Source organism: Erysipelothrix anatis, from assembly GCF_009828745.1.
Lineage (GTDB): Bacteria > Bacillota_I > Bacilli_A > Erysipelotrichales > Erysipelotrichaceae > Erysipelothrix > Erysipelothrix anatis.
Genome location: NZ_WTSX01000015.1, coordinates 1 through 25434, shown reverse-complemented (window position 1 = coordinate 25434; position 25434 = coordinate 1). Strand labels below are relative to the sequence as shown.

At 38.0% G+C, this 25434-nt stretch carries 25 protein-coding genes, 1 tRNA gene and 1 rRNA gene; 1 reads left to right on the top strand and 26 read right to left on the bottom strand.

The features are described from left to right. From GVV19_RS09680 to GVV19_RS09605, 16 genes are all read right to left on the bottom strand, one after another. Entirely contained in the window at positions 1–1464 is a 1464-nt protein-coding gene (locus tag GVV19_RS09680; protein WP_159647281.1) for an ABC transporter permease, read from the bottom strand. 100 nt (positions 1465–1564) lie between these two features. After that, a complete protein-coding gene (locus tag GVV19_RS09675; RefSeq protein WP_159647279.1) occupies positions 1565–2935 on the bottom strand; it encodes a HAMP domain-containing sensor histidine kinase in 1371 nt (456 codons plus the stop codon). Then, positions 2935–3606: a response regulator transcription factor gene (locus GVV19_RS09670; protein WP_159647277.1), complete on the bottom strand. Its 672-nt coding sequence runs from the start codon at positions 3604–3606 to the stop codon at positions 2935–2937. Before GVV19_RS09670 ends, GVV19_RS09675 begins: the two co-directional genes overlap by 1 nt. Positions 3607–4130: 524 nt before the next feature. Continuing rightward, positions 4131–4334 carry a hypothetical protein gene (locus GVV19_RS09665; RefSeq protein ID WP_159637983.1) on the bottom strand — a complete coding sequence of 68 codons (204 nt, stop codon included), beginning with the start codon at positions 4332–4334 and terminating at the stop codon, positions 4131–4133. A 107-nt stretch (positions 4335–4441) separates the two neighbouring features. After that, positions 4442–5059, bottom strand: coding sequence for an alpha/beta fold hydrolase (locus GVV19_RS09660; RefSeq protein ID WP_159647275.1), 618 nt, complete (start codon positions 5057–5059; stop codon positions 4442–4444). A 23-nt stretch (positions 5060–5082) separates the two neighbouring features. Further along, on the bottom strand, positions 5083–5733 hold the full coding sequence (locus GVV19_RS09655) for an HD domain-containing protein (protein ID WP_159647273.1): 651 nt from the start codon (positions 5731–5733) through the stop codon (positions 5083–5085). Continuing rightward, positions 5723–7426, bottom strand: a complete 1704-nt coding sequence (gene ptsP / locus GVV19_RS09650) for a phosphoenolpyruvate--protein phosphotransferase (RefSeq protein ID WP_159647271.1) — start codon at positions 7424–7426, stop codon at positions 5723–5725. The genes GVV19_RS09655 and ptsP overlap by 11 nt, the downstream gene beginning before the upstream one ends. A gap of 129 nt (positions 7427–7555) precedes the next feature. Further along, the gene (locus tag GVV19_RS09645) at positions 7556–8146 is read right to left on the bottom strand and encodes a V-type ATP synthase subunit D (RefSeq protein WP_159637991.1); all 591 of its coding nucleotides are present in this window, start codon (positions 8144–8146) and stop codon (positions 7556–7558) included. Beyond that, positions 8146–9591, bottom strand: coding sequence for a V-type ATP synthase subunit B (locus GVV19_RS09640; RefSeq protein WP_159637993.1), 1446 nt, complete (start codon positions 9589–9591; stop codon positions 8146–8148). Before GVV19_RS09640 ends, GVV19_RS09645 begins: the two co-directional genes overlap by 1 nt. A 10-nt stretch (positions 9592–9601) precedes the next feature. After that, the gene (locus GVV19_RS09635) at positions 9602–11326 is read right to left on the bottom strand and encodes a V-type ATP synthase subunit A (protein WP_159637995.1); all 1725 of its coding nucleotides are present in this window, start codon (positions 11324–11326) and stop codon (positions 9602–9604) included. An 11-nt stretch (positions 11327–11337) separates the two neighbouring features. Continuing rightward, positions 11338–11904 (bottom strand): hypothetical protein, encoded by a 567-nt coding sequence (locus GVV19_RS09630; RefSeq protein ID WP_159647269.1) that lies wholly within the window; start codon positions 11902–11904, stop codon positions 11338–11340. Then, on the bottom strand, positions 11905–12213 hold the full coding sequence (locus tag GVV19_RS09625) for a V-type ATP synthase subunit F (RefSeq protein WP_159647267.1): 309 nt from the start codon (positions 12211–12213) through the stop codon (positions 11905–11907). Beyond that, the gene (locus GVV19_RS09620) at positions 12210–12641 is read right to left on the bottom strand and encodes an ATP synthase subunit C (protein WP_159638001.1); all 432 of its coding nucleotides are present in this window, start codon (positions 12639–12641) and stop codon (positions 12210–12212) included. The genes GVV19_RS09625 and GVV19_RS09620 overlap by 4 nt, the downstream gene beginning before the upstream one ends. A 14-nt stretch (positions 12642–12655) precedes the next feature. After that, on the bottom strand, positions 12656–14446 hold the full coding sequence (locus GVV19_RS09615) for a V-type ATP synthase subunit I (protein WP_159647265.1): 1791 nt from the start codon (positions 14444–14446) through the stop codon (positions 12656–12658). 11 nt (positions 14447–14457) lie between these two features. Further along, positions 14458–15468, bottom strand: a complete 1011-nt coding sequence (locus tag GVV19_RS09610) for a V-type ATPase subunit (RefSeq protein ID WP_159641464.1) — start codon at positions 15466–15468, stop codon at positions 14458–14460. After that, positions 15458–15778, bottom strand: a complete 321-nt coding sequence (locus GVV19_RS09605) for a hypothetical protein (RefSeq protein ID WP_159638007.1) — start codon at positions 15776–15778, stop codon at positions 15458–15460. Before GVV19_RS09605 ends, GVV19_RS09610 begins: the two co-directional genes overlap by 11 nt. Before the next feature lie 105 nt (positions 15779–15883). Here GVV19_RS09605 and GVV19_RS09600 point away from each other — a divergent pair. Next, positions 15884–15973, top strand: a tRNA-Ser gene (locus GVV19_RS09600). A 324-nt stretch (positions 15974–16297) separates the two neighbouring features. On the opposite strand, the gene GVV19_RS09595 is transcribed toward GVV19_RS09600, so the two are convergent. From GVV19_RS09595 to rrf, 10 genes are all read right to left on the bottom strand, one after another. Next, entirely contained in the window at positions 16298–17506 is a 1209-nt protein-coding gene (locus tag GVV19_RS09595) for a diphosphate--fructose-6-phosphate 1-phosphotransferase (RefSeq protein ID WP_159641463.1), read from the bottom strand. Between the two features lie 67 nt (positions 17507–17573). Further along, positions 17574–19430, bottom strand: a complete 1857-nt coding sequence (locus tag GVV19_RS09590; RefSeq protein WP_159647263.1) for an ABC-F family ATP-binding cassette domain-containing protein — start codon at positions 19428–19430, stop codon at positions 17574–17576. Positions 19431–19438: 8 nt separating this feature from the next. Continuing rightward, positions 19439–20713 carry an N-acetylmuramoyl-L-alanine amidase gene (locus GVV19_RS09585; protein ID WP_159641461.1) on the bottom strand — a complete coding sequence of 425 codons (1275 nt, stop codon included), beginning with the start codon at positions 20711–20713 and terminating at the stop codon, positions 19439–19441. A 13-nt stretch (positions 20714–20726) separates the two neighbouring features. Next, positions 20727–22109 carry an asparagine--tRNA ligase gene (asnS, locus tag GVV19_RS09580; protein WP_159641460.1) on the bottom strand — a complete coding sequence of 461 codons (1383 nt, stop codon included), beginning with the start codon at positions 22107–22109 and terminating at the stop codon, positions 20727–20729. Between the two features lie 13 nt (positions 22110–22122). Next, positions 22123–22755 (bottom strand): redox-sensing transcriptional repressor Rex, encoded by a 633-nt coding sequence (locus GVV19_RS09575; RefSeq protein ID WP_159638018.1) that lies wholly within the window; start codon positions 22753–22755, stop codon positions 22123–22125. A gap of 57 nt (positions 22756–22812) precedes the next feature. Continuing rightward, the gene (tsaD, locus tag GVV19_RS09570; protein WP_159647261.1) at positions 22813–23817 is read right to left on the bottom strand and encodes a tRNA (adenosine(37)-N6)-threonylcarbamoyltransferase complex transferase subunit TsaD; all 1005 of its coding nucleotides are present in this window, start codon (positions 23815–23817) and stop codon (positions 22813–22815) included. Next, positions 23814–24239 (bottom strand): ribosomal protein S18-alanine N-acetyltransferase, encoded by a 426-nt coding sequence (gene rimI / locus GVV19_RS09565; RefSeq protein WP_159647259.1) that lies wholly within the window; start codon positions 24237–24239, stop codon positions 23814–23816. The genes tsaD and rimI overlap by 4 nt, the downstream gene beginning before the upstream one ends. Further along, positions 24236–24805, bottom strand: a complete 570-nt coding sequence (tsaB, locus tag GVV19_RS09560; protein WP_159647257.1) for a tRNA (adenosine(37)-N6)-threonylcarbamoyltransferase complex dimerization subunit type 1 TsaB — start codon at positions 24803–24805, stop codon at positions 24236–24238. The genes rimI and tsaB overlap by 4 nt, the downstream gene beginning before the upstream one ends. Continuing rightward, entirely contained in the window at positions 24802–25227 is a 426-nt protein-coding gene (gene tsaE / locus GVV19_RS09555; RefSeq protein ID WP_159641456.1) for a tRNA (adenosine(37)-N6)-threonylcarbamoyltransferase complex ATPase subunit type 1 TsaE, read from the bottom strand. Before tsaE ends, tsaB begins: the two co-directional genes overlap by 4 nt. Before the next feature lie 91 nt (positions 25228–25318). Beyond that, positions 25319–25432 (bottom strand): 5S ribosomal RNA (gene rrf / locus GVV19_RS09550). Positions 25433–25434 lie beyond the last annotated feature (2 nt).

The following is a 25434-nucleotide window of genomic DNA, read 5'->3' as shown; positions in this document are numbered from 1 at the left end:
CTATAGTAAAATTTCTCTTGGTTTAAGTCTTAAAATATATATCGATGAAACCATGGTTGCAGCAAGTGTTGTTCCAAGCATGATGCTATAAAAGACCACAACATATTCTTGACTAATTTCAACTTTAAAGTTTTTTGCAATCTCTTCCTCAGTAATATCGGTAAGTTGGTTTTCCGACCCTCCAATACTCATGACAAAGTTTCCTTCCGGTGGTGTTTCTTGTTGTTTTAATTGATTTTGAATCATCGACTGTGATAAGCCGCCTGCCAGTTTCAATCCAGTAAAGAGCGCTAAACTTACCGCTAGTACCGATATCAAGATAACTTCTAGAAGTACTTGGAACATTGATTTTAGTTTTGTCTCACCTAAAGCTTGATAGATACCAAACTCATGTTTGCGATCACGCATAAACAAGATAAGAACTAATGATAATACCAAAACAGATCCTCCAACTCCAAATAGTAAAATCGTGTTCGACATTTCCTTCATGTTCATTAGCGATCCAGCAACGGCATCAAAACTGTCTTTAGTCGTTTCGATTTTAAATTGCTTACTATTAAGCAGTTGGTTTGCCTTTTCAACAAACTGATCAATAACATCGGGTGACGTTAATTCATACGTGGGCGTTACCATGGTACGACATGTTTCAACACTGTTACAAAAACCTTTTTCAAATGTTGCCATGACTTTAGCATCCGCTAGATCTAAGGCCGCTAGAAACTCATAGTTCGTGTACAGGGTATTGTGTTGTCCTTCTTCCATAAAAGATGCCATCGGGTCATTACTTGACGCTGAGTCTGTCGTGTCAAATATTCCTACAACTTTAAAGGTAAACGATTCCTTTTGTTTAACGTTGATGTCTTGTGCTTTCGGATCAAATTCTACTAGGCTATGATCCAATGTAATTTCAGATCCCAATTCGAGCGCATTTTGTGATGCAAGTTTCTTGGAAATAAGAATTTCACGTTCGGTGTCACTTGCTTTGGGATACCTTCCTTCGATAATTTTTTGCTTTCCATTCATAAATGCATCTGGGAGTTCATGTCTACTTCCCACTAAACTGAAATTCGCAAAGTCCGCAAGACTGGCACTTCCAGAAATCATGATGCCATTGGTTGTCTCATCTTGCTTTTCTTGAGTATAGCGCTTTAGCTTTTCTGAACCCATATGCGTATTTAATTGGTACGAAACTGATTTTACCTCAGGAAGCGCACCAATCGCATCCGCTTGGTCTGCGGTTAATGGCATAATGACATCATTCTGTTTCAAATTCATAAAGTCCAGATCAATGCGTGCTTTTGCACCCAACTGTTCTTTCATCGATGTTTCTAATTGCTGTGTTGCATTGTAGACCGCCGCCGCACCCGCAATTAAATTTCCAAGAAGAAAAACAACCATAAATAAGATGAGTGTTTTTCCCTTTCGTTTCGAGATACTCGTGAGTGCCCGCTGATAAATATTCATGTATATTCCTCGCTTTCGAACCCATCATAACAATAAGATATGGAGTACTCATGGGGTCAAGATGAAGTTAGTGTAAAGATAAAAAAAGAGCCCGAAGGCTCTATTTTAAAAATATGGTAAAGGTAAAACAATGTTCACGTGAATCGTATATATAATTATAGGAATAGTTGTATTTGTTGAGAATCATCGATACAACATAGAGGCCCAGTCCATGACTGTCATCATGTTGTCCCATGCTCGTGAACGGTGCGCAAAGATTGACACTGTCATCCCATGCCCCTTCATAGACATTTGAAACACTGAGCACAGTATCAGAGAGTATCATTTTTATCGTAGAATCAACGGTTCCATAGCGAATCGCATTTCCAATTAAGTTCGAAGTGACACGACTAAAATCTAATTCACTCATTGGTACCGTTGAAGACGTAATATCTAGATCAAGTTGTTGGCGATTATCAACCAACATAGGATGATACAAGGCCTGTACCGTCTCTAATGGCTCTTTAACAATTAGATTTGGTATATCTCGAATTGATTCTAAGCGACTAACCTTTAGCGTTTCGTTAATCAAAGCATTCATGTGCACTAATTTATGATTTAGTTCGTAAATTATCTCCTGGTAATTTAACGGGAGTTCTTCATCATGCATTAACTCTTCAATATACAAACTCATGACCATAAGTGGTGTCTTAAGCTCATGAATACTTCCTTTCATAAAGATATCGCGATCCTTTTCAAATTTTTGTATAGTATCCATCTCATGCATCAGACGTTTGTATAAGTGATCAATCTGATTTTCCAAGGTTGCGATTTCATCACCACGAACCGGTGCATCTAAAGCGACATATTGAAACGACTCCATTTTTTCCATAATGTGATTCAAGTGAATAATTTTATGAGCGGTATACCGCGCATAAATGTAAGATATGAGTGCCGAAACAATGAGACCAACAATAACCATGTACGGCATCACACTAAAAAATATTGACGAGAACATTTCATTATCAATACCCGTATTCGAGGCAATCCGGGCTGTATACACATTTCCCGCATTAAGAAATTGAAACTCTTTAGTTCGCGCCGTTGATGTGGTGCCCACAACACTTGCAGAGATATTCACATCACCAGAAATAATTTGGGTCGTTGCCGTTTCCAAAGATGGCAGATAAATCCCACCAGTATACGGATACACAACATTGCGATATGCATCTGTAACGACAATATACACTCCCGCACTACGCTCAAATTCAATTAGCTTATTATTCAAAATAAGATTATCCATTGATGAAGTTTCGAGCATATTCTGTACTTGTGAGACGGAACTGTTAAATTGCTTATCAAGAAAACTATTAATATACGATGTATACATAAATTTGAAGCCAAACGCAAAGACCATGATTGTTGTTAAGATTGTAATTAAAGTCAGTGCAAATGTTTTCGGAAAGAGTTTGAGGTTTTTAAAGTACTTCATTATGATTTCACCTCCAAACGGTAACCAACGCCCTTAATTGTTGCAATACATTGAATTGGAAGTTTTTTACGAAGATTCTTGACGTGCACATCAATATTACGAGCATCGCCAAAATAGTCATAACCCCAAACCAGTGTTAAAATTTCCTCACGGGTAAACACACGTCCAATATTTAACATCAAAAGCTGCAAAATCTCAAATTCTTTAGCTGTCAGAATAATAGCAGTTTGGTGATAACGCACTTCATAATTATCAATTGATAGCACTAAGCCTGCATAATTAATCATATCTTCGGGTGCTGTATCTTTTGGAATCCGCCGGAGGACTGCTTTAATTTTGTATGTGAGAATATTCATCGAAAATGGTTTGACGACATAATCGTCAACATCATGATCAAATGCTTTGTATTGAATTTGCTCATCGCTCAAAGCACTTATAACAATTATTGGAATCGTTTGATTCTGCTGGCGCAATGTTTCCAAAAACACATCCCCTTGCATTTGAGGTAGCATCATATCTAATAAAATGAGATCTATTGGATGTTTTCTAAGAAGGTCAAATCCTTCCTCCGCATAACCCGTCGCATAAACTAAAAACCCCTCTTTTTCCAGGTTCTTAACGAGTGAGCGTCGAATTTCAAATTCATCTTCAATTACAAGTATTGTTTCCATAATATCACCATTTTGATTATAGCATAGCACTTCATAGCATCACCCAGTTCTCCAATTTCTTCACGACAACTTCATATCAAACACAAAAAAAGAGGCGATTATGTGCCTCATTTCTTTTAAGGGAAAGAATATGGATTAATAAGATACATTGTAATTCATAGGGGAATGAATTGTAGGAGAAGATCTTATTAGGGTCGTAAGAAGGAGTTCTTACATTTGTAAGTATAGCCCTCAAATACGGATAAACTTTCACAGGTTCGTGTTAGAATGTGTGATTACATTTGAAATAAAAAAAAGAGGCGATTATGTGCCTCGTTTTTCTCTTAAGGGGAAAGAATATGGAATAATAAGATACATTAAATTCACAGGGAATGAATTATAGGAGAAGATCTTATTATTGAGTCGTAAGAAGGAGTTCTTACATGTGTAAGTATAGCAAGACATTACGGTGAAAATACCATAAGATAATGTTAGAATATGTGACTCTTATTAAGAAAAGAAAAAACAAAAGGTTTCCCTTTTGCTTAGTCTTCTAAAATTTCGATACGTTTGCCTTCCATGATTTCTTCACCATATTTTTCTTGAAGATAATCAAGGGCTTCTTTGGCTTTACGTTTGTTTTGAGCTGCTTCTGAGTCTCGTAACTGGTAGTATGCGAATGAACCCGCAGCTACTGTTAAACCGGTTGCAAAAGCAATTCCTAATCCAAATTTTGTTGATTGTTTCATAGTAATACCCCCTTTATATTATCTTAACAGATTTTGAGGGGTTTATCATCGTTATTCACGTGACAGAATTGAATATTCCGTGAATTTTTATGTGAAACTTGTATTGATTATTCACCACACACAATACTATTGAGTATTGCAGCAAGCGCTAACGGGTTATCTTTATTGACTTCATGTCCTGCATCACTCACCTGTTTAAAGGTTGCATTCGAAAGCAAAGTGGTTAATGACTCTGCCGCTTTGCGATTCGCTCGGTCTTTGGTACCACATAGAACCCATGTATTCATATGAACTGCATCCAAACGCGATGTGAAATCTAAGTGTGTCATTGATTTCATTAATGATAGCGTATCATTCTTTGAAAACCCCATATTTTTAAAAAATTTTTGAGGAAGAATCCGAAAAACTCCATTTTGTATTGTAAAGAGGAACTTAGGGATACGATATTGTGGTGCAATCAAAACCAGTGATTCAACGCGTTCTGGATGATCGATGGCATAATTTAGAGATAGAATTGCCCCTAGCGAAAGTCCACATAACTGGATTGGTGCTTTGTATTCTAAGCACATAGTCTCAAAACTTTCATAAAGTGTTTGATATGTGAGTTGTTGCGTACCAGTAGACTTCAATAAACTTGGAACTCGAAGTGTAAGTGTATCAGGCATTACTTTTAGGACATCATTCCATGCAGTCGCATCTTGACCTAAGCCATGTACAAAAACCATTATGTTTTCATCCCTTGCCATGATTAAATATCCATTTCTTTGTAGAACTGATTTTTAAATGCCTGCATGACATCATGACGTTCTTGTGCCATACGTTTACCCTCAGGCGTCTTAATCCAGTCAATGAGCTTTAATAGTTTTTCATCAAAGTGATCAATAGCATTACGTTGCACATTGCGATAGTCATCATAACTCTCGATTGTGACACCTTTGAGCGAAGGATCGTAAATCGGTGTTCCCTTGGATCCTGCATAATAGAAGGTTCGTGCAATGCCGATCGCCCCCATTGAGTCAATCATATCCGCATCACTCACATACTGAGCCGCATACGTTTTATTTACAACGCCATGTCCACCCTTGTAACCAATTTGTGCGACACCGGCAATTATTTCGGATTCTAGTCCATCAAAGTCAAGATTCCATGATATAAACAACTCGCGTAACGAGCTGTCCAAGTCATCTGTCGGATTAACTTTGTCATCAAAAACATCATGAAAATACGCAATCAGAAGTGCCAAATACCGGGCTTCGTCCTCTAAAGCAATTAAGCGTGAAGTGATATCCACAACACGCTTAATATGATAGTAATCATGACCGCTCGTTTCATTTTGAAAGTAATCAAAAATGTGAGTGTCAATATTTGATAAAACTGATTGCTCGTGCTTACTTAACATTTGCAGCCAATAACTCAAGAACATCTTCAGTTGTTGGCATATCTAATGCTTTAGTAGCTAAATCTTGCATTTCAGCAAAGCTTAAGTCACGGATAATACGACGTGCTTCAAGAATTGATGAGGCTGACATTGAGAATTCGTCAAGTCCAAGTCCTAGTAACAATGGAATTGCACGCTCGTCTCCAGCCATCTCTCCACACATTCCGACCCATTTTCCTTCTTTGTGTCCACCATCAATGGTAAGTTTGATGAGGCGTAGAATTGATGGGCTATATGGTTGGTAAAGGTATGAAACTTTTTCGTTCATACGGTCTGCAGCCATTGAGTATTGAATTAAGTCATTAGTACCAATACTGAAGAAGTCAGCTTCTTTAGCAAATTGGTCTGCTAACATTGCTGCTGCAGGAATTTCAACCATCATTCCTAATTCAATATCATCACTGAATGCAATACCTTCTTTTGATAAGTTTTTCTTTTCATCTTCAACAAGTGCTTTTGCTTGACGGAATTCTTGAATTGTTGCAATCATTGGGAACATGATGCTTAATTTTCCGAATACACTTGCGCGTAAGAGTGCACGTAATTGAACACGGAAGATATCTGGACGGTCTAGACATAGACGAATCGCACGGTATCCTAAGAACGGGTTCATTTCGTGTGGGAATTTTAGATATGATAACTCTTTGTCACCACCAATGTCGAGCGTACGAACGACAACACGACCTGGAGCCATATTTTCAAGAACTGCTTTATACGCTTGGAATTGATCTTCTTCGTTAGGAAGTTCTGATGCATCCATGTATAAGAATTCTGTACGATATAATCCAACACCTTCTCCACCATTGTTGATAACACCTTCAACGTCTTTTGGTGTTCCGATGTTACCAGCAAGTTCAACGTGATGTCCATCTGTTGTAACTGTTTCTGCATCTTTAAGTGCAAGTAAACTTGCTTTATGATCTGCGAATGCTTGTGCTTTTTCAGCATACTCAGTTTTTTGTGCGTCTGTAGGTTTGAAGATAATTGTTCCCGCGATTGCATCTAAGATAATTTCATCACCATGTTCGCATTTATCGAGTAATGAACCTGCTCCAACAACTGCTGGAATTTCAAGACTACGTGCCATGATTGCTGAGTGAGAAGTACGCCCACCAATTTCAGTTGCGAATCCTTTTACAAATTCACGGTTCAATTGAGCAGTGTCTGAAGGTGTTAAATCTTCAGCTACGATCACGACTTCTTCATTGATTGCTGATAAATCAGGAATCACAAGTCCAAGTACGTGAACTTTAATACGGAAGGTAACGTCTTTGATGTCAGCTGCACGTTCACGGAAGTATTCATCTTCCATGCTTTCAAACATACCAATAAACATGTTTGATACTTGTTCAACCGCAAATTCAGCGTTTACTGCGTCATTTTTGATCATTTCTTCGATTTGGCCAACAAATTCTGGGTCTTGTGAAACCATTAAGTGAGCATCAAAAATAGCAAGTTCTTCGTCAGCAAGGCGTCCTACCGCTTTTGCTTTAATCATTTCAATGTCTTTTTGTGTTGCAGCGATTGCATTGTGCAATTTCGCTAATTCTTCCTCAACGATTGCATCACGACGTTCAATTACAAATTCTGGGTGTTGTAATTTGAATACTTTTGATACTGATACTCCTGCTGATGCAGCAATTCCTTTAATCATAAACTAATCTCCTTTTTCCTTATCACATCTTCTTCATTCTATCACTTTTACAGGTGCTTATCAAAGTCTTTTAAACGTGTATATTTGAGAATTTATTCTTAAATGTAAAAAGCAGCACAAATTGTGCTGCTAGAGTTTTTTTACCATCTTCATGCGCAGGAATTCCTCACGCTCTTTTTCTTCAAGGGCTTCTGAAATTGTTTTAATGTCTCGCTCAAGATTCGGAATAACAACACGATCCAGAGCATTCGCTCGTTTACGACTCTTTTCGATGGCTTTAGCCAATCGATACATGCCATTATCAAGTTCTGCTAATTTCACGGTGTAATATTTTACGGCCCGCATTTTTAGGTAGACATCATCTAATTTTGAATTGGTAATTCCAAGAGAAAATGGGATTTCTAATGGTTTATCTTCCAGTGATACTTTGGGAATTTCAATTCCCATTACCGAACGATAGACGATTTTTATATCTTCTTCGACAGGCATTAATTGCGCAATGCGATCAATAACCCCATAACTTACGTTGGCTTTTTGAAGTGCAATATATGCTTCTTCGTATGCATTATCAATCACTTCACGTAAATCTTTAACATCATCCATCATTTTTGAAAGTTCTTGCATGAGAATGATACGTTTTCGATCCATTAGCTCATAGCCCAAATTCGCTAATCGAAGTGATTCTTTGCTTGCGAGTAAGTTACCTTTGGTAATTAACACTAGTTATTGCCTTCAAGAAGGCTATCATCAATCACAGTTGGGCTATTAACCTTGAAATAGTTGATGGCTTCTTGATTATTGTAGAACGCCTCAAGTGTCTCTGCATCAAGACGATCTAAGTCGTATTTTGGCAACAGTGATAAAAGATGCCAACCAATATCTAAAGTTTCGGTGATTGGTCGGTTACTATTTCCACCTTGACCTACAAAGAAATGTTCGAAGAGTCGACCAAACCCAAGATAGCGTTGATCATGTCGTGAAAGTTCATCCAGTCCAATGACAGACGCAAGGTTACGAACATCAATTACTTTCGCATAGGCTGCAAACAATTGTGCGGAAACACTGGAATGGTCTTTTCGCGTCAATCCTTCACCGATACCATCCTTCATCAAGCGTGATAATGATGGTAACACATTAATTGGTGGGTAGATACCTTGTTGGGTCATACCTCGATCCAATACAATTTGACCCTCAGTAATGTATCCCGTACAGTCTGGAATTGGATGTGAAATATCATCATTTGGCATCGTGAGAATTGGAATTTGTGTTAAAGATCCAGTACTTCCTTCGATACATCCAGCACGTTCATACATCGATGCAAGGTCGGAGTAGAGGTATCCTGGATATCCTTTACGACCTGGAACTTCTTCTTTAGAGGAACTATATTCACGAAGTGCCTCACAATACGAAGTAATATCAGTCATAACAACAAGGATATGTTTGTTCTTTTCAAATGCTAGGTATTCAGCAGCCGTTAATGCAAAACGTGGCGTGAGAATTCTTTCAATAATTGGATCATTGGCGAGGTTGAGGAACATCGTAACGTGATCCATAACCCCATGATCTAAAAATGTTTGTTTAAAGAAAGCCGCAACATCATGCTTAACACCCATTGCCGCAAAGACAATCGCAAAGTCTTCACCAGAATCCCCATGTAATTTCGCTTGACGCACAATTTGTGCCGCAAGTTCATTATGGGATAAACCACTTCCCGAGAAGATTGGTAATTTTTGACCACGAATCAAGGTATTAAGTCCGTCTATCGCACTGATTCCAGTATTGATGAAGTTACGAGGATATGTTCGTGCGACTGGGTTGATAACACGGCCATTAATATCAGCATGTTTGTCGATAAAGACCGGACCAAGCCCATCAATCGGAGCACCAGATCCGTTGAAAGAACGACCAAGAATTTCTTCAGATAACCCAATCTCAATCGGGCGGCCCGTTAATTTTGAAACAACATTATTTTTTGAGAGTCCTTCGGTACTTTCAAAGACTTGGATGAGGGCACGGTCTCCCTGAATTTCAATGATACGTCCTAGACGTGTGTGGTCATTTTCATCAATTAACTCAACAAGTTCATCGTATGATGCTGTTTCAACACCCTCTATTGCAACAAGAGGACCATTGATACTTGATAATCCTTTAAAATAGATACTCATGAATGTCCTCCTATTCTATCGATGCAAGTGCTGCATCAACTTTGTCATAATAAGCTTTAAACTGTGATAAATCCTCATCGATTACATACTTTAGACCAATGATTTCTTCAAAGATACGTGTTTCGATAATCGCATTCATCGTTTTCTTTTGATCCAGTAATTTTTGACTTTGATCAAAAACATACTTAATTAATTTGAGCATTTCATATTGTTTTTGCAACGATACTGAACTATCAAACTTATGGAAAGCATTTTGTTGAAGATATCCAACACGAATGACTCGTGCAATTTCCAAGACGAGTTTTTGACGGTCTGCAAGAACATCTTGCCCAATCAATTTAACAATTTCCATTAAACTTGTTTCTTCATTAAGAACGGATAAAACCATTTGGCGAAGATCCAAATAATCTTCAGCTATGTTTACGGTATACCAATCTTGTAATTGGACTAAATATTCGGAATAGCTTTGGGTGTAGTTAATGGATGGGAAATGGCGAATATACGCCAATGATTTATCCAATGCCCAGAAACTTCCAATAAATCGTTGGGTGTTTTGAGTTACCGGTTCAGAGAAGTCGGCACCTTGAGGTGAAATTGCACCAACAATACTAATTGAACCAATATCCCCATTTAATGTGTTTACAAAAGAACTTCGTTCATAGAATTGTGCTAATCGTGATGCAAGATATGCTGGGAATCCTTCCTCCGCAGGCATTTCTTCCAATCGACCTGAAAGTTCACGTAAAGCTTCGGCCCAACGAGACGTTGAGTCTGCCATTAAGGCAACATGATACCCCATATCCCGATAGTACTCAGCAAATGTGATTCCGGTATAAATTGACGCTTCACGTGCAGCGACAGGCATGTTTGATGTATTCGCAATTAAGATAGTCCGTTCAAGCATTGTACGGCCTGTCTTAGGGTCCACCAATTCGGAGAACTCTTCAAGAACTTGTGCCATTTCGTTACCACGTTCACCACAACCAATATAAACAATGATGTCTGCATCACACCATTTTGCAAGTTGATGCTGGAGCATTGTTTTTCCAGCACCGAAGCCACCAGGAATTGCGGCACTTCCACCTTTAACAATTGGGAACAACGTATCAATAACACGTTGCCCCGTAATAAGTGGCTCTTTAGCATCGATACGGCTTGTCACAGGACGTTCGTGGCGAATTGGCCAATGTACGGACATTGAGAGTGTTGTTCCATCTTCATAGTGTAAGACAACGTCATCAAGCCCGTATGGACCATCAACAGGGTCAATGGAAACAATTCCTTCATGTGTTGCCATTAAACGGTGTTCTATGGAACCTGTTTCTTGGAAAATCGCATAAACTTGGCCACGTTTAACAAAATCGCCTTTCGCAACCTTGTATGTAACATTCCATTTTTTTGAGTCTGGAAGTGTTCGCATACTTTGACCCACTTCCAAATAAGATCCGTATTTTTCTGATAAACCTTTTAATGGACGGCCAATCCCATCATAAATATTTCCTAATAAACCTGGACCAAGTTCAACACTCAACGGTTTCCCAGTATGCGTAATGCTTTCACCCACACGCATTGATGTTGTTGATTCATAAACTTGGATGGTGACGTACTCAGAATCAATTCCGATGACCTCACCCATAATGTGACTATTACCAACGTAAACCATTTCTGACATTACGAAGTTGTCAACATCACGACTTTTAATAATTGGACCATTTATCCAATATACTGTACTCATATTGACGCCTCCTAAATGTTTACTTTACTTTCATTGATAAATTCTGTCATTGCATTTTTAAACCGCGTTTCTAATGAGAAATCAAGAATACTATTTTCAAATTCACACATCAGTCCACCCATTTTTAAATCAGCATATTCTGCATGAACTTTACGATTTAAGAGTTCATAATCTTGTTTACGAACTAAAATTTTGGCACGCGTTAAATCAATACGCGATTCTAAGTAGTCAAGGGTTCCGTTTAAATACGCAACATACCCGTCACTTTGTATGAATCGAGCAAGATCATCTTTGAGTTCTTTCTCAAACTGTGCCAGTAATGCATTGCGTTTCTCACGCAATGCTTTCGCAACTTCAAAGCGCATTTCTGATTCGAGTTTAAATCGTTCACGATCGGCTTTGTCGCGCAGTGTTTCGAGTTTTGTATTAATAATACTTTCTTTTTTTTCTCGGTATTCATCCACTTCTTGTTGTAGGCGTTTATCAAAATGAGAATTAATGTCATTTGTTTCACGCTTTACATCTTCAATAATCGAATCAACGATATCTTGAGTAACTTTTGCTTTAATATTCTCCATTTAAACCACCTTTCCAACGATTTTAGAAATTGTCTCATCAATCATTGCTTGAACTTCATGGGACTTGTGACGGTCACTGATTTCAACAATTAATGGTTGTTTCAGAGTCAATTTCAAATCTAATATATGCTCACGATCCAAGTCGAAAAGTTTTGTTGTTAACAATAAGACACCAATGGTGTCATCTTGCAAGACGTCTTGAATGGCTTCCTTAAGTTCATCTGCTTCATGAACAACGATTCCTTCAATACCCGCAAGACGTAATCCCATTTGAGTATCAATATTGTCGCTGATAAGAAACATTTTCATAATTTAGCAATAATTTGGATAGCGATTAGAAGTCCGTAAATAGCAACCCCTTCAGCAAGCGCAACGAAGATCATTGCTTTACCAAAGTTTTCTGAGTTTTCTGAGATCGCACCGATAGCAGCAGGAGCAGCTTGACCTACGGCATAACCCGCACCCAATACTGAAGCACTAACAGCAATAGAAGCAGCAATGAATCCCATACCTTGTCCAAAACTTCCTTGGAACCCTGTTGCAACTTCTTCCGCAGCATAGGTAGCACCAGTAATTAATACTGTTCCAATCAATGCAACAAAGAACATTGATACTTGCATATAAACTCTAAATTTTGCATTACGAACATCAACTTTTCCTCTAAATACTGGAATGAGTGGTAACGTAATTACCGCGATTAACACTAGTGGTAAAATAATTTCTAATAAACTTAACATCGTCATATTCCTCCTTAGTTAACTGGCTTAAACGGCTTACCGCCACCATCATAATAACGACTAAACATTTCGTAGTATTGTAGACGTAATGTCTGGATCCCTACGATTAGACCCTCAAGCCCGATGACAATGATATTACCGATAATAAAGACGATAAATCCTGCACCACCTGACATATCTTTTAAAACCATAACGACACTCATCATCCCTGCGTGACTAAGGATAAACCCACCGACACGTAAGAACGACAATGTATTGGTCACAAATCCAAGTAAAACTTCAAACAATTCAAAGAAGCCTTCCACTATATAACCACCCCAACCCTCTTGCGGTGTAACCTTCATTTTTGCAATTAGATTTGATAAAGGTTCGTGGAAGAGTATTGATAAGAGTGGAACAACAATAAACACAATAATTGTGAGGGGGTTCATAATTGAATATCCCAATGTCATTGTTACAATCCAAGCCATCATAAACCCATAGAACATTAGTCCTGCAAGTCCATTTTGCGAGAATAAAGCTCGGGTATAGCGTTTGTGCTTCAACGACACAATAATATTTATCAATATCGATCCAAGAATCAGGACAACTCCGATTCCAACTGTAGAAATCAAGAGGTTACTTGTAAAGTCTGGACTCGCAACATGAATCGGAAGACCCAAGGGTTTTAAGAACGGCGTCAGCAATTCTTCATTTCCAAACACTGAACCATAAATTATCCCAAAGAACATTGAGAAGAATCCCAAGCGGAACATAATGCGTCCTAACATCATATCTTTTTTCTTAGCAAGCAAATATCCGACCAAGACAATTACGAGTCCTTGTCCAACATCTCCAAACATCATTCCGAATAATAGGGAGTACGTAATCGCAAAGTAACGCGTTGGATCATATTCTCCATATTTTGGAAGTCCATACATTTCAACAAGCATTTCAAAAGGGTATGAGAACCAATTATTCTTTAATGCTGTTGGCGCCAGAATTTCTTTTTGGATTTCTGGTGGGAAGTCATACGTTTTAACCCGATCATCGAATAATTGATCAAACGCTTCCAAGTTTCCTTCAGATACAAAACCAGTCATTGTTGTTTGACCGTTGTAAACCGAAATATATTTATAGAAAGCTTCACGTTCTGCTTGTTCTTTAACGTAGCCATAGGTTTCGTTAAGAAGCCCTGCAAAATCAAATGCAAGTGTTTTCTCACGTGATTCTGGAATCGTTATAGGTTCAAAATACATTGACTCAAAGAACTCAGCAAAATGCTCCTCTTTTGATTTAAGACATACATAGATAATCCACGCATTGTGCTTATTACGATGTAATTCTGTAAACACAAATTCTTCGCTATGATACAAGGTTAACTTTTGAAACGAATTAAGCGGCATCCGTCCAAATTTAAATGTAATGAAACCTTCATCCAATTCATCAAGTGGATAAGACTGCAAGTTCTCCAACGCAATCTTATCATCTTTGTGTAATGTTGAAATAGTCGTTGCAATCGCCACGTTCTTATCACATACCGCCTCCGCAGCTGCAATATTTTTTTCAACAGTTTCTAAATCCATATCTTTTACATATGTTGGTTTGATATGAATATCATATTCGTGTATTAAATGCTCAATCCTTGATAAATAAGCTTCATAGATATGATCTGCCACATACGGCTCACCACCATCATCGTTTGTCATAACATCCGTCGACAATTCGGGATGGAAATGCTCATACTCTTTTATCGCACTTATCATATTCAAGACATTGTCTGGCGTCGTCACGGTTAACACCAAACGCATCTTTTCAATTGCCACAGAAACACCTCCTACTTCGTAAGCAACTTCATAATTTCCTCGGAATTCATTTGATATCGAACACCTTCGATGACATCAATTATATTATCAATTTCAAAGCTTAGTAATGTCATATATGAAAGCATGGTTAAATTCGTATTCGTTGTAAACCGCAAATAGTGTTGCGCAATTAACTTACGAATATTGTTGAGATGCAATTCAATATTGACTTCTTCTGGGGCTTCGACGTATTTACCATAAGGTGACTTATGAAAAGCATCTAAGAACTCTTCTGCATTCATGGTACGAATCCATTTTTCCATACGCGCAACAGGGATGAGGTATGGTTCATAATGGATCATTGCAAGGATATCTTCGGCAGGCGTATCATAATACTTTTTGAGACGGTACACATAGCCAATTGTTTTCAATTCAATTTCAAGATTGAAGGCATCTTGAATATCTTTATTACTTGGTTCTTTTTGAATTAGTTTCTTAAAGAAATCTTGGTAATAAGCATTCAGTTCATATTCACATTTCCCAATATCAACATTTTCATCAAGAAGTCCCGTCAAGACACCTCGATAATCTGTAAGTTCTAAAAAATCATGCAATGCAGAGAAGCTTTTTAACTCTGCTAACTTATGTACGTCAAACGACAACATTTCATTAATATCATCAATGTAATAATTCACATGATGATCAACACCCGATTCAATCGAGTGTAAAACAAATAAAATTTGTTCAATCTCACGACGCTTTGTATAGTAGGAAAAGAAATTTACCCGATTAACTTTCACGTAATGCATTAACTTAACAAACTCAACCTGTCCCATGATACGAACTTTTTGTTCCAAAACCTCACGGTGAATCGACGATTCGTTGATGCCATCCAATACCTGTGCATAGCGCGTATCATTTTTTAGATATGCTGCAATACTTGGGACATCTTTATAGTTTGTCATTATACGATATTGCTCAGCCGTTAAATGTTGAGAAAACAAAGAACGTGCCTTCGCAGCCATTGCATAATCACTTGCCATCTGGAAGGGTTATCCTTTCATACAGCTTTGAGTACCATTCGGATTTGGCACCATTAAATCGATCAACAAGGTTTGAGACACGCTCTTGATATTCTTGATCGTATTTGGGTTTCATCGATGCACGGTATGAATCTGTTTCGTTTAAGATAGACTCAGTTTCTGTTGCTAAATATGTTTCCAATTCTTGATCAATTTTTTGTTTCATTTCTTTGATTGCTTCTAGCCCATCTGCATGAGAGTCAAGTGTGTCTTTCACTTGGTCTTTAGCTACTGAATTCGCTTTAAGAATCTGTAAAATGTAATCATCCATAAACTGTCCCTCCTTAAAAAGACAAAATCAATAATACTCCTAAGTTTTTTGAATTTCAAGAATATTATTCCATTTGATAATTATTTTTGCTATAATCATCACGTTGGAGAAATACCCAAGAGGCTGAAGGGGTCGGTCTCGAAAACCGATAGGAGTTCATAGCTCGCGAGGGTTCAAATCCCTCTTTCTCCGCCAATTAAACAATTCACCCACTTAAGAGTGGGTTTTTTTGTGTCTAAGAAGACTTTGAATTGGTATACAAGTTATTAAACCCATCAAGCACCTCAAGATTTCTTACAAATTCCCTTCCCATTCAAAAACCTGAATTTGTAACTTTGAGAACTCGTTTCACAAAAAATCAATATTGAATTGTGTTTTTCGTGTACATCTAAATTAAACCACTTGTATGCGATATAGTCAACTTATATAGCGGTTATCGTGCATCTAAACGCTTTCATCATGAATAATTTTTTGTCAAAAGAAAAAGCCATTGCTCACAAGCAATGGCTTTAAGGTTTATTAACGCATGTAGTAAGGTTTTACTTGGCGTGGTAATCCTTTTTCATCACGCATGATTTCTGGTTGACCTACTAAGAGTGGTGCAAAGTAATCATGAGCTTCTTGAGTGATTCCAGCATATTCTGGTAAGATCCACTCTGTTGGGAAGTGACGTACGTGGTTTGCAATATTGCTTGATGCAGTTGCTAAGAATTCTACGTCGTATGTTTCGCCTTCAATACGTTTAACATATACAGTTTGTCCTGTAAATGATGGATCGATTGAACGCATGTGTGCTGACATTCCAAGTTTGAATGATTCTTCAACGTCAACTTTTGATTGCTCACTTGCATGTGAACGTTGTGCGTTGCTTAAGTCTTGAACTTTAGCACGTTCTGATACACCTGCTTCAAGGATCATTTCACGTAATGCGTGACCTGAACCACCTAAAACAGCATGTCCGAATGTATCATTTTTTGATTCTCCAGCTGCAAGGTATGTTCCGTCTTCGTAACGTACCCCTTCACTGACAACGATATAGCATTTGTTTTTTGCATCAACATGTTTCTTAACAGTTGCTAAGAATGCTTCTTTATCGAATGGTACTTCTGGAAGAACGACCATATCAACGATACCTGAAACACATGCACTCGCTGCTAACCAACCTGCATCGCGACCCATTGTTTCAAGAATGAAAACATCTTGACGCGTATAGACTGTTGAGTCCATCCATGTTTGGTAAGCTGTTGTTGCAATGAATTTAGCTGCTGAAGCAAATCCAGGAGCATGATCCATGACCATTAAGTCATTGTCAACTGTTTTAGGACATCCAACAAATTGGAAACCTTCGATTCCGTTTGCTTTTGCATATTCATCAAGAGCAGCAACTGTATCCATTGAGTCGTTACCACCTGTATAGAACATTGTACGGATATCGTGTTTTTCAAGGATTGCGAAGAGTTTTTCGAAATCTGCTTTGTTTTCACGCTTTAATTTGTAACGGCATGATCCTAAAGCACTTGAAGGTGATTGACGTAACACACGGTTTTCGTCCTCACTCATGTGTGTAAGATCCACAAATAGTTCATCAAGAATTCCTTCGATTCCATGAAGACCACCTAAGACTGTGTCATAGACTGGGTTTAATTGGTTTGCTTTAACGACACCCGCAACGGTTGCGTTAATAACTGATGTTGGCCCACCTGATTGAGCCACTAAACATTTAGCCATATAGTAGTATACCTACTCCTTTTTTTTCCATTCTCATTATACACAATAAAATCTAATTAACCAAGCCCTATCCGTTGTTACTCTCTTCTAAAGCCTCAGCAATCTCTGCCCACTCAATTTCGAGGTGTTTGATTTCATTATGAATACCGTCAATTACTGCATTAAGTTCATCCATTTTTTCGAAGTCGTGATAATAGTCGGGATCAAAACGCAATTCGCGATGCACTTCTAAATCTTCAGATAACTCAACAAGTTCTTCCTCGATTTTTTTAATACGATTCTTCATTTTTTTAATATTCTGATATGAAAGCTTATTGATTTCTTTTTGCTCATCAACTTGTTGTTTCGACTCCGCAAGAATTTCAGTCACTTTCTTTTCAGTGTGTGTTATCGCACCATCTTTAATGACATATGTGTCCGTTGCCATCTTCTCGATAAAGTAACGGTCATGGGATACAAAAATCATCGTCCCATCATAATCACTTAAAGCCTTTTCTAATGCTTCTTTCCCTTGGATATCTAAGTGGTTTGTCGGCTCATCAAGAATTAAAAGATTATCCTGTTTCAACATGAGCTTAACTAGGGCCAAACGAACCCGCTCGCCCCCTGATAAAACACCCACAGATTTAAACACTTCTTCTCCTTTAAACAAGAATCGTCCTAAAGCTGTACGAATTTCAGTATGATCAAGTTCCGGAAATCCATCCCAGACCTCCTCAAGGACCGTTTTATTCATGTTAAACTCCAACAATTGTTGGTCAAAGTATCCCATTTCAATTTGATGTCCCAAAAGAACCTCTCCACTTAATGGTTCCATACGACCTGAGATAGTTTTAAGCAATGTTGATTTACCAGTTCCATTATTACCAATAATGGCATACCGCTTACCACGGTTAAAGATACCACTAAACTCTAACAACGGTTTATCATAACCAACTTGAAGTTCATTAGCAGTCAAGACATCTTTTCCACCACGTAAACGCGCTTTGAAATCTGCTTTAAATTCACGTTTCGACTCAGTTTTCTTTTCGAGTTTATCCATGCGGTCTAGATATTTAATTTTTGACTGCGCAAATGCAGCTTTACTTCGTTTGTATCGGAACTTTTCAATTAATTTTTCAAGCCGCTCAATTTCGCGTTGTTGATTCTCATATTTAACATTATGACGTTCAATCATGACTTCTTTTTGTTTGAGATATCCAGAATAGTTCGACTCAAATCGTGTCGCTTGATAATCATCGATTTCAACAACAACATTACATACACGATCAAGGAACAAGCGGTCATGAGATACCACAACCACTGCACCATCGTATTTATTCAAGTAACCTTCTAACCATTCAATCGTTGATATGTCCAAATGGTTTGTTGGCTCATCTAAAAAGAGAATATCTGGTTTACTTAAAAGAAGTCTGATAAACGCCAACCGCGTTACTTGACCACCTGAAAATGTGCTTAACGAACGATTGAGATCTTCAACTGAGAAATTAAACTGTGTCAGAATTGTATGGATTTCCGTTTCGTAGGTATATCCGCCTCGACGCAAGAATTCATGTTGAACCCGATCAAATTGTTTTAAGTTTTTCTCGCTTGGATCCTCCTGAAGGATCAGTTCCAGTTCATTCAGACGGTTTTGAAGTTCGAAAACATCTTGGAAGACCTCATCAAAATAATCCTTAACGAGAATACTATCCTGGGTTACATGAATTTGTTCGAGAAATCCTGTGCGCACACCTGACTTCCAAAAGACATCCCCTTCATCCAACGTAATTTCTCCCGACAACACGTGAAAAAGTGTTGATTTACCAACACCGTTTGCACCAATAAGTGCTACTTTTTCATTTTCTTTGATCAGCATATTGAGATCTTTAAATAGATCTTGCGAACCAAAAGATTTTGTAGCATTTCTAACTTGTACGATCATACTTTCACCTAACTTGCTAATTCAATGGCAATACCATCCGCGACAGCCTTCGCAATTTGATCAAACTCTGCAAACCAAGTTGTGTAGGCCTTTGTGTCTTCGATGTAGCCAAATTCAATAACAGTTCCTTGCATTCCACGATTACTGTCTTTGGCAAAAATATTCCATTCTTTAAATTCTTCGAGTACGCCTGCACCCGTAAAACGACCGCCTGCTTCACGAATTTTAGCGTTATTATCATAACCTTCTACCTTGGATGTTTGCACGATTCCTTCATTAGAACCATAGTCAAACAATTCGAGTGTAGTTTGTGCTTCAAGCTGTTTCGCAATCGTCGATGCCATACGGCTTGTTGCATGACTTGAATATATAATTGATGCTCCTGTTTCCTTAGGATATGGTTGCTGCAACATTGTTAAGTTCACATAATATTTTGCATCCGCTAAATAACCAGCATGGAGACGGCCATTCACATCATTAGTATCGCGAGGTTTATCTTTCTCACGAACGATTTTCACTTTGTAGCCGGCACTGGTCAGATGTGCTTCAATAGCTTCCGCCATACGGTACATTTCTTTTGACTCAACAAAATCCTTAAACTCACTACCATGTAGAATCATGCCCATATCGTCATAAAGACCACTTGGGTCAAGTACTACGTCATAAGTATTCGCATCTATTTGCGTATTTTTCACATCTAAAAATGCATAGTGTTGATCCATAATTGTTTCTTCATTTGTATTAAATAAATTTTTGTTTGCGATTAAGCGTACTTCTCGTGCTTCTCCACTACGAGATGTAGCATGAAAGACTTCATCCATTTTTTCATCTGCAATAAGACGTGAACGTTCAAACCCAACACTGACTTCGATAATGTAGAATCCGGGATCCAGTGCGTTCATTGGAATCTTTGCATCCAACTCCGCACCCATAAGGAACACTTGTTCTGTACCCGTGCAAAGGTTAGTTAGGAATACCGTACGTCCATTGAATGGGTCTGCAGTAGTCACTTGATAATCTGCTCCATATAAGCCCAAAGATTGCCCGTAGACGCCATAATCGGAGAACTCAATCACATTATCGGTTAAATTCTTTTTAATCACACTCCGTGACTCTTCTGGTGTCATACGGCAGAATGCGAATTGTTCTTGATTCTCTACAGGTGTAGGGCGCAATGCATTAATCCCATAAACAATCAGTAATGCCAATACAAACAGAAAAGGAACTACAAGTTTGTAGTTCACTTTTTTAGTCTTCGGAACATAGTTTGATCTATAGTCCATAGAAACCTCACGCTTAATATTCTAAATTTCTTGGTGTACGTGGGAATGGCACAACATCACGAATGTTTTGCATACCGGTAATGTACATTAGGAAACGGTCAAATCCGATTCCAAATCCTGCATGTTTAACGCCACCATAACGGCGTAAATCTAAGTACCACTGTAAGTGTTCTTTTGGAATGTTTAACTCGTCCATGCGCTCTTCAAGAAGATCCAATCGTTCTTCACGTTGTGATCCACCAACTAACTCCCCAACATAAGGGACCAGTAAGTCACATGCTGCTACCGTTTTTCCATCATCATTCAATCGCATGTAGAATGATTTAATGTCTTTCGGATAGTCTGTTAAGAATACAGGACCCTTAACAACTTCTTCACTCAAGTAGCGTTCATGTTCTGACTGAAGGTCACTTCCCCATTCAACTTTATACTCGAAACGGTCATTTACTTTTTCAAGGATTTCGATTGCTTCCGTATATGGCATACGTTTAAATTCACTATTTACGATTCCATTGAGACGCTCAAGAATCGTTGTATCAATACGTTCATTGAAGAATTTCATCTCCTCTGGAGCATTTTCTAAAACATACTCAATCGTATATTTTACAAGATCTTCAATTAAGTTCATGTTATCTTCTAGATCCGCAAACGCAATCTCTGGTTCAATCATCCAGAATTCACTCGCATGACGTGCAGTATTTGATTTTTCTGCTCTAAATGTTGGTCCAAATGTATAGATGTCGCGGAATGCAAGCGCAAATGCTTCACCATGCAATTGTCCTGAAACTGTTAGACTCGCTTTTTTACCAAAGAAGTCTTCTTCATATTTATCATCGTGACGGGTTGTAACTACAAAAGCTTCACCCGCACCCTCAGCGTCATTTCCAGTAATAATTGGCGAATGAACATACACGAATCCCTGGTTTTGGAAGAATTCATGAATTGCCATGGATAATACTGAACGTACTCTAAAGACAGCCATAAAGGTATTAGTACGAGTGCGTAAGTGCGCAATTTCTCGTAAATATTCATAGCTATGACGTTTCTTTTGCATTGGGTAGTCTGACGATGCAGCCCCTTCTAAAATTACTTCAGTAACGTCAATTTCAAAAGGCTGACGACCATCTGGTGTACGCTTAAACTTTCCTGTAACTGTAATCGCAGTTCCAGTTCCGTATTTACCGATTTCATCATAGTTGGAAATCTCAGCAGCATAAACACATTGGGCATTTTTAAAGTAAGTTCCATCATTCAATTCGATAAAACCAACATTTTTACCTTTACGATTGGTACGAATCCATCCTTGAAGTTGCACATACTCGATGGCATCTATCTCGATGTCTGATCCATAAGACATTAAGTCATATATTTCTCTAATTGTTAAATACGATATCATTCTACACCTCTTATTATCGAATATTATTTGTTTGGAAGATTAGCTCCTGAATTGTCGAAACAACATCAACAGTTTTTACGACAACATCTTTAGGAACTTGAATATGCTCACTTGAAAAGTCAACAATCCCGACGATTCCTAAATCTACAAGACGATCAATAGTCTCTTGCACATTTTTAGATACAGTTACTATTGCAATGCGGCATCCTTTTGGAATCCGCTCTTCGAGTTCACTCATATGGTAAATCGGAATATCCGATACTTCACCTAATTTGTTTGGGTCAATATCAAATGCACACGAAATTTCACCGACAACATGATTCCATCGGTTATAGTTCAAGATTGCACGCCCAAGATTCCCCGCTCCAACAAGAATTAATTCCTCATCAAAGCTAACCCCTAATAGGTTATCAAAGGTGTCAATAAGCGTCTTCACGTCATAGCCATATCCTTGTTTTCCAAGAGATCCAATAAAGGAAAAGTCACGTCGAATGGTTGTTGATTCGATATCAACAAACAACGACAACTCTCGGGATAAAATACGTTCTACACCCATATTATAGAGTTTTCGAAGCGCTTTAAGATATATTGGATAACGCTGCATTGTTGCTTTTGGTACATTATTTGAATTGATTTGATTAATCATGTTATCACCACCGTGTAAATCATATCACAAAGTCAGTAGTGATAGAATGTGAAAATATTAATAAGATTGGAGTTGTTTGTTAGATTGTGCTGTTAATTCACAAGTTGCACGCGCACCTTTTTCAAATGCTGTAAATGCAGCAAGTCCTATCATTGCTGCTTGATCCATACATGCCCACAAAGGTGGTTGAAGAATGTTAAGTTCCGGATAAGTATCTTTTAATTCATTCATTTGTTTTCGAACCTCAGAGTTCGCAGCAACACCGCCTGCTAATGCAAGTGTTTTCACATCATACGATGCGAGTGCTAATTTTACTCGTGTCACTAGTTCATTTACCGCAGCATGTTGAAATGCATACGCAACATCTTCCACGATAACAGGACGTTCATTGCGTTCTTCTCGTAAGGTCAACTGACGAACTGCAGATTTAAGACCACTAAAAGAAAAGTCTAGCGGATTTTCTGTTTTTACTTTGGGCAAGATATAGTTTGCCTTACCCTGTTGAGCCATCTTATCGATAACAGGACCACCCGGATATGAAAGTCCAAGAAGACGCGCTACTTTATCATAGGCTTCCCCAACCGCATCATCCTGAGTTTTTCCAATAATTTCAAAATGATAATCACTTTCCATATAAATTAATTCAGTATGACCACCAGAAACAACGAGTGATAATAACGGAAAATCCAAAGTACCAGAAAGTTTATTTGCATAAATATGTCCGGCAATGTGATGAACAGGAATAAGCGGTTTATCCAATGCCCATGCGAGCGATTTTGCAGCAGTAACACCTACATGCAATGACCCTACTAGACCAGGACCTTCAGTAACAGCAATAGCATCGATATCGTCAAATGTTACATCAGCTTTTTCCAGTGACTCTTTTATTACGAAGTTTATTTTTTCAACATGTAGACGGGATGCAACTTCTGGAAACACACCACCAAATTGTTTATGTATATCTATTTGTGTTGAGACAACGTTGCTTAATACGTCTTGACCATTTTCAACGACAGCTGCTGAAGTTTCATCACAACTTGATTCAATTGCTAATATTTTCATTTTAAATCCTTCCTTAAGATATGTGCAGCCGTACCATCATCATAATAATTGTGACGAACAGCGATATCTTCAAAACCTAAATGTGAGTACAGTGCACACGCACTGACATTATTTGAAGCCACTTCAAGAAACATTGAACCTCGATACTGCATTTCTTGTTCAACGTGGTTTAGCAGTAAAGTACCAATACCTTGACGTTGTTGCTGCGGTAAAACTGCAATCTGCAATATCTCCGCCTCCGTATCAAGATTAAGTACAATTACGAAACCATTGATTAGTGCTTTCTCTTCAGAAATAAAAAACCAATAATTGTCATTATTTATTGCATCATGATAGGTCTGGAGCGACCAGTGATTGTTAAGTGCCTTTTCATCAATACCAACGATTTGAATTAAATCTCGCTGTGTTGCTCTGCGTATCATTTGAGATAATCAGGAACAAGTGTATCAATTGATGCTACAGGTTTCCACAATTGCTTAATGGAAACAATGTTCTCCAAAATTGAACCGTAACGTTTTTCTTTGTCATTTTCAATTAAGTCTAAGTCTCCATACAACTCCGCATTTATTTGAGTTACTTCGTCAATCATATAGACACGTTGATCACGAACAACACCATTATCCACATAGGCACCAAATGTTCGCTTGGATCGGGCATCAATAAATGCAAACCCAGACTTATTACCGACTAGACTTGCAAGTGTATTCACGGTATAGACGTTTAAATTTGGATTCGCAATTGCAAAGGTCTTCACAAAAGTCATTCCTATTCTGAGTCCAGTATAGCTACCTGGTCCAACAGTTAAAACTACATTACTAATCTCAAGAGGATTAATACCATGTGCTTTTAATGCTGCATCTACAATTGGAAGTAATTGCTCAGAGTGAGACTTATTAACTTGTTCTTGGTAATTGTAAACTAACACCTCGTCAATAACCAATCCTACAGCTAACAAAGTATGTGATGTATCAATAATTAATGTATTCATGAAAGTTCCTCAATTCTAATCAAACGCTCATTTTCCGTAACATAGTCAATTGTCACAATATAATCTGGTGCAAAATCAAGGTCTTCTAAAAAATTGCTCCATTCCAATACCACAACATTCCCCTCATCAATAAGATCGAATAGACCCAAAGAGTCAGAGTCTATACCTTCCAATCGATAGGCATCAATATGTTTTAAATTTAGACGTCCTTCGTATTCTTTGAGAAGCGTGAAAGTCGGACTCGTTACTGCTTCAGTAATATCAAGTCCTAATGCAATTCCTTTTGTGAATGCAGTTTTTCCTACTCCTAAATCACCAGCAAGAGCAATCAACGCTCCTTTTGTAAATGCTTCTGTTAATGTTTTTCCGCACTGAATTGTCTCATCGACGGAATTTGTTTTATATTCTTTTAAATTTTTCATAATATCACCATGTTAAATATTATACCATAATCACAAGTTCAGTAGTGCATTCAAACCCATAAAAAAAAGACATCCAAATGGATGTCGAATTACCTGGCAATGAGCTATCTTCACTAACGCTGGGCTAGATATTGTCGCCGCTAAAGTGCTTAACTTCTGTGTTCGAGATGGGAACAGGTGTGACCACTTTGCTAGAATCACCAGATC

Excerpts from the sequence above, each read along its gene's own strand:
- GVV19_RS09680 (WP_159647281.1), bottom strand. The coding sequence starts at position 1,464 with ATGAATATTTATCAGCGGGCACTCACGAGTATCTCGAAACGAAAGGGA.
- GVV19_RS09675 (WP_159647279.1), bottom strand. The coding sequence starts at position 2,935 with ATGAAGTACTTTAAAAACCTCAAACTCTTTCCGAAAACATTTGCACTG.
- GVV19_RS09670 (WP_159647277.1), bottom strand. The coding sequence starts at position 3,606 with ATGGAAACAATACTTGTAATTGAAGATGAATTTGAAATTCGACGCTCA.
- GVV19_RS09665 (WP_159637983.1), bottom strand. The coding sequence starts at position 4,334 with ATGAAACAATCAACAAAATTTGGATTAGGAATTGCTTTTGCAACCGGT.
- GVV19_RS09660 (WP_159647275.1), bottom strand. The coding sequence starts at position 5,059 with ATGGTTTTTGTACATGGCTTAGGTCAAGATGCGACTGCATGGAATGAT.
- GVV19_RS09655 (WP_159647273.1), bottom strand. The coding sequence starts at position 5,733 with ATGTTAAGTAAGCACGAGCAATCAGTTTTATCAAATATTGACACTCAC.
- ptsP (WP_159647271.1), bottom strand. The coding sequence starts at position 7,426 with ATGATTAAAGGAATTGCTGCATCAGCAGGAGTATCAGTATCAAAAGTA.
- GVV19_RS09640 (WP_159637993.1), bottom strand. The coding sequence starts at position 9,591 with ATGAGTATCTATTTTAAAGGATTATCAAGTATCAATGGTCCTCTTGTT.
- GVV19_RS09635 (WP_159637995.1), bottom strand. The coding sequence starts at position 11,326 with ATGAGTACAGTATATTGGATAAATGGTCCAATTATTAAAAGTCGTGAT.
- GVV19_RS09630 (WP_159647269.1), bottom strand. The coding sequence starts at position 11,904 with ATGGAGAATATTAAAGCAAAAGTTACTCAAGATATCGTTGATTCGATT.
- GVV19_RS09625 (WP_159647267.1), bottom strand. The coding sequence starts at position 12,213 with ATGAAAATGTTTCTTATCAGCGACAATATTGATACTCAAATGGGATTA.
- GVV19_RS09620 (WP_159638001.1), bottom strand. The coding sequence starts at position 12,641 with ATGTTAAGTTTATTAGAAATTATTTTACCACTAGTGTTAATCGCGGTA.
- GVV19_RS09610 (WP_159641464.1), bottom strand. The coding sequence starts at position 15,468 with ATGGCAAGTGATTATGCAATGGCTGCGAAGGCACGTTCTTTGTTTTCT.
- GVV19_RS09605 (WP_159638007.1), bottom strand. The coding sequence starts at position 15,778 with ATGGATGATTACATTTTACAGATTCTTAAAGCGAATTCAGTAGCTAAA.
- GVV19_RS09595 (WP_159641463.1), bottom strand. The coding sequence starts at position 17,506 with ATGGCTAAATGTTTAGTGGCTCAATCAGGTGGGCCAACATCAGTTATT.
- GVV19_RS09590 (WP_159647263.1), bottom strand. The coding sequence starts at position 19,430 with ATGATCGTACAAGTTAGAAATGCTACAAAATCTTTTGGTTCGCAAGAT.
- GVV19_RS09585 (WP_159641461.1), bottom strand. The coding sequence starts at position 20,713 with ATGGACTATAGATCAAACTATGTTCCGAAGACTAAAAAAGTGAACTAC.
- asnS (WP_159641460.1), bottom strand. The coding sequence starts at position 22,109 with ATGATATCGTATTTAACAATTAGAGAAATATATGACTTAATGTCTTAT.
- GVV19_RS09575 (WP_159638018.1), bottom strand. The coding sequence starts at position 22,755 with ATGATTAATCAAATCAATTCAAATAATGTACCAAAAGCAACAATGCAG.
- tsaD (WP_159647261.1), bottom strand. The coding sequence starts at position 23,817 with ATGAAAATATTAGCAATTGAATCAAGTTGTGATGAAACTTCAGCAGCT.
- rimI (WP_159647259.1), bottom strand. The coding sequence starts at position 24,239 with ATGATACGCAGAGCAACACAGCGAGATTTAATTCAAATCGTTGGTATT.
- tsaB (WP_159647257.1), bottom strand. The coding sequence starts at position 24,805 with ATGAATACATTAATTATTGATACATCACATACTTTGTTAGCTGTAGGA.
- tsaE (WP_159641456.1), bottom strand. The coding sequence starts at position 25,227 with ATGAAAAATTTAAAAGAATATAAAACAAATTCCGTCGATGAGACAATT.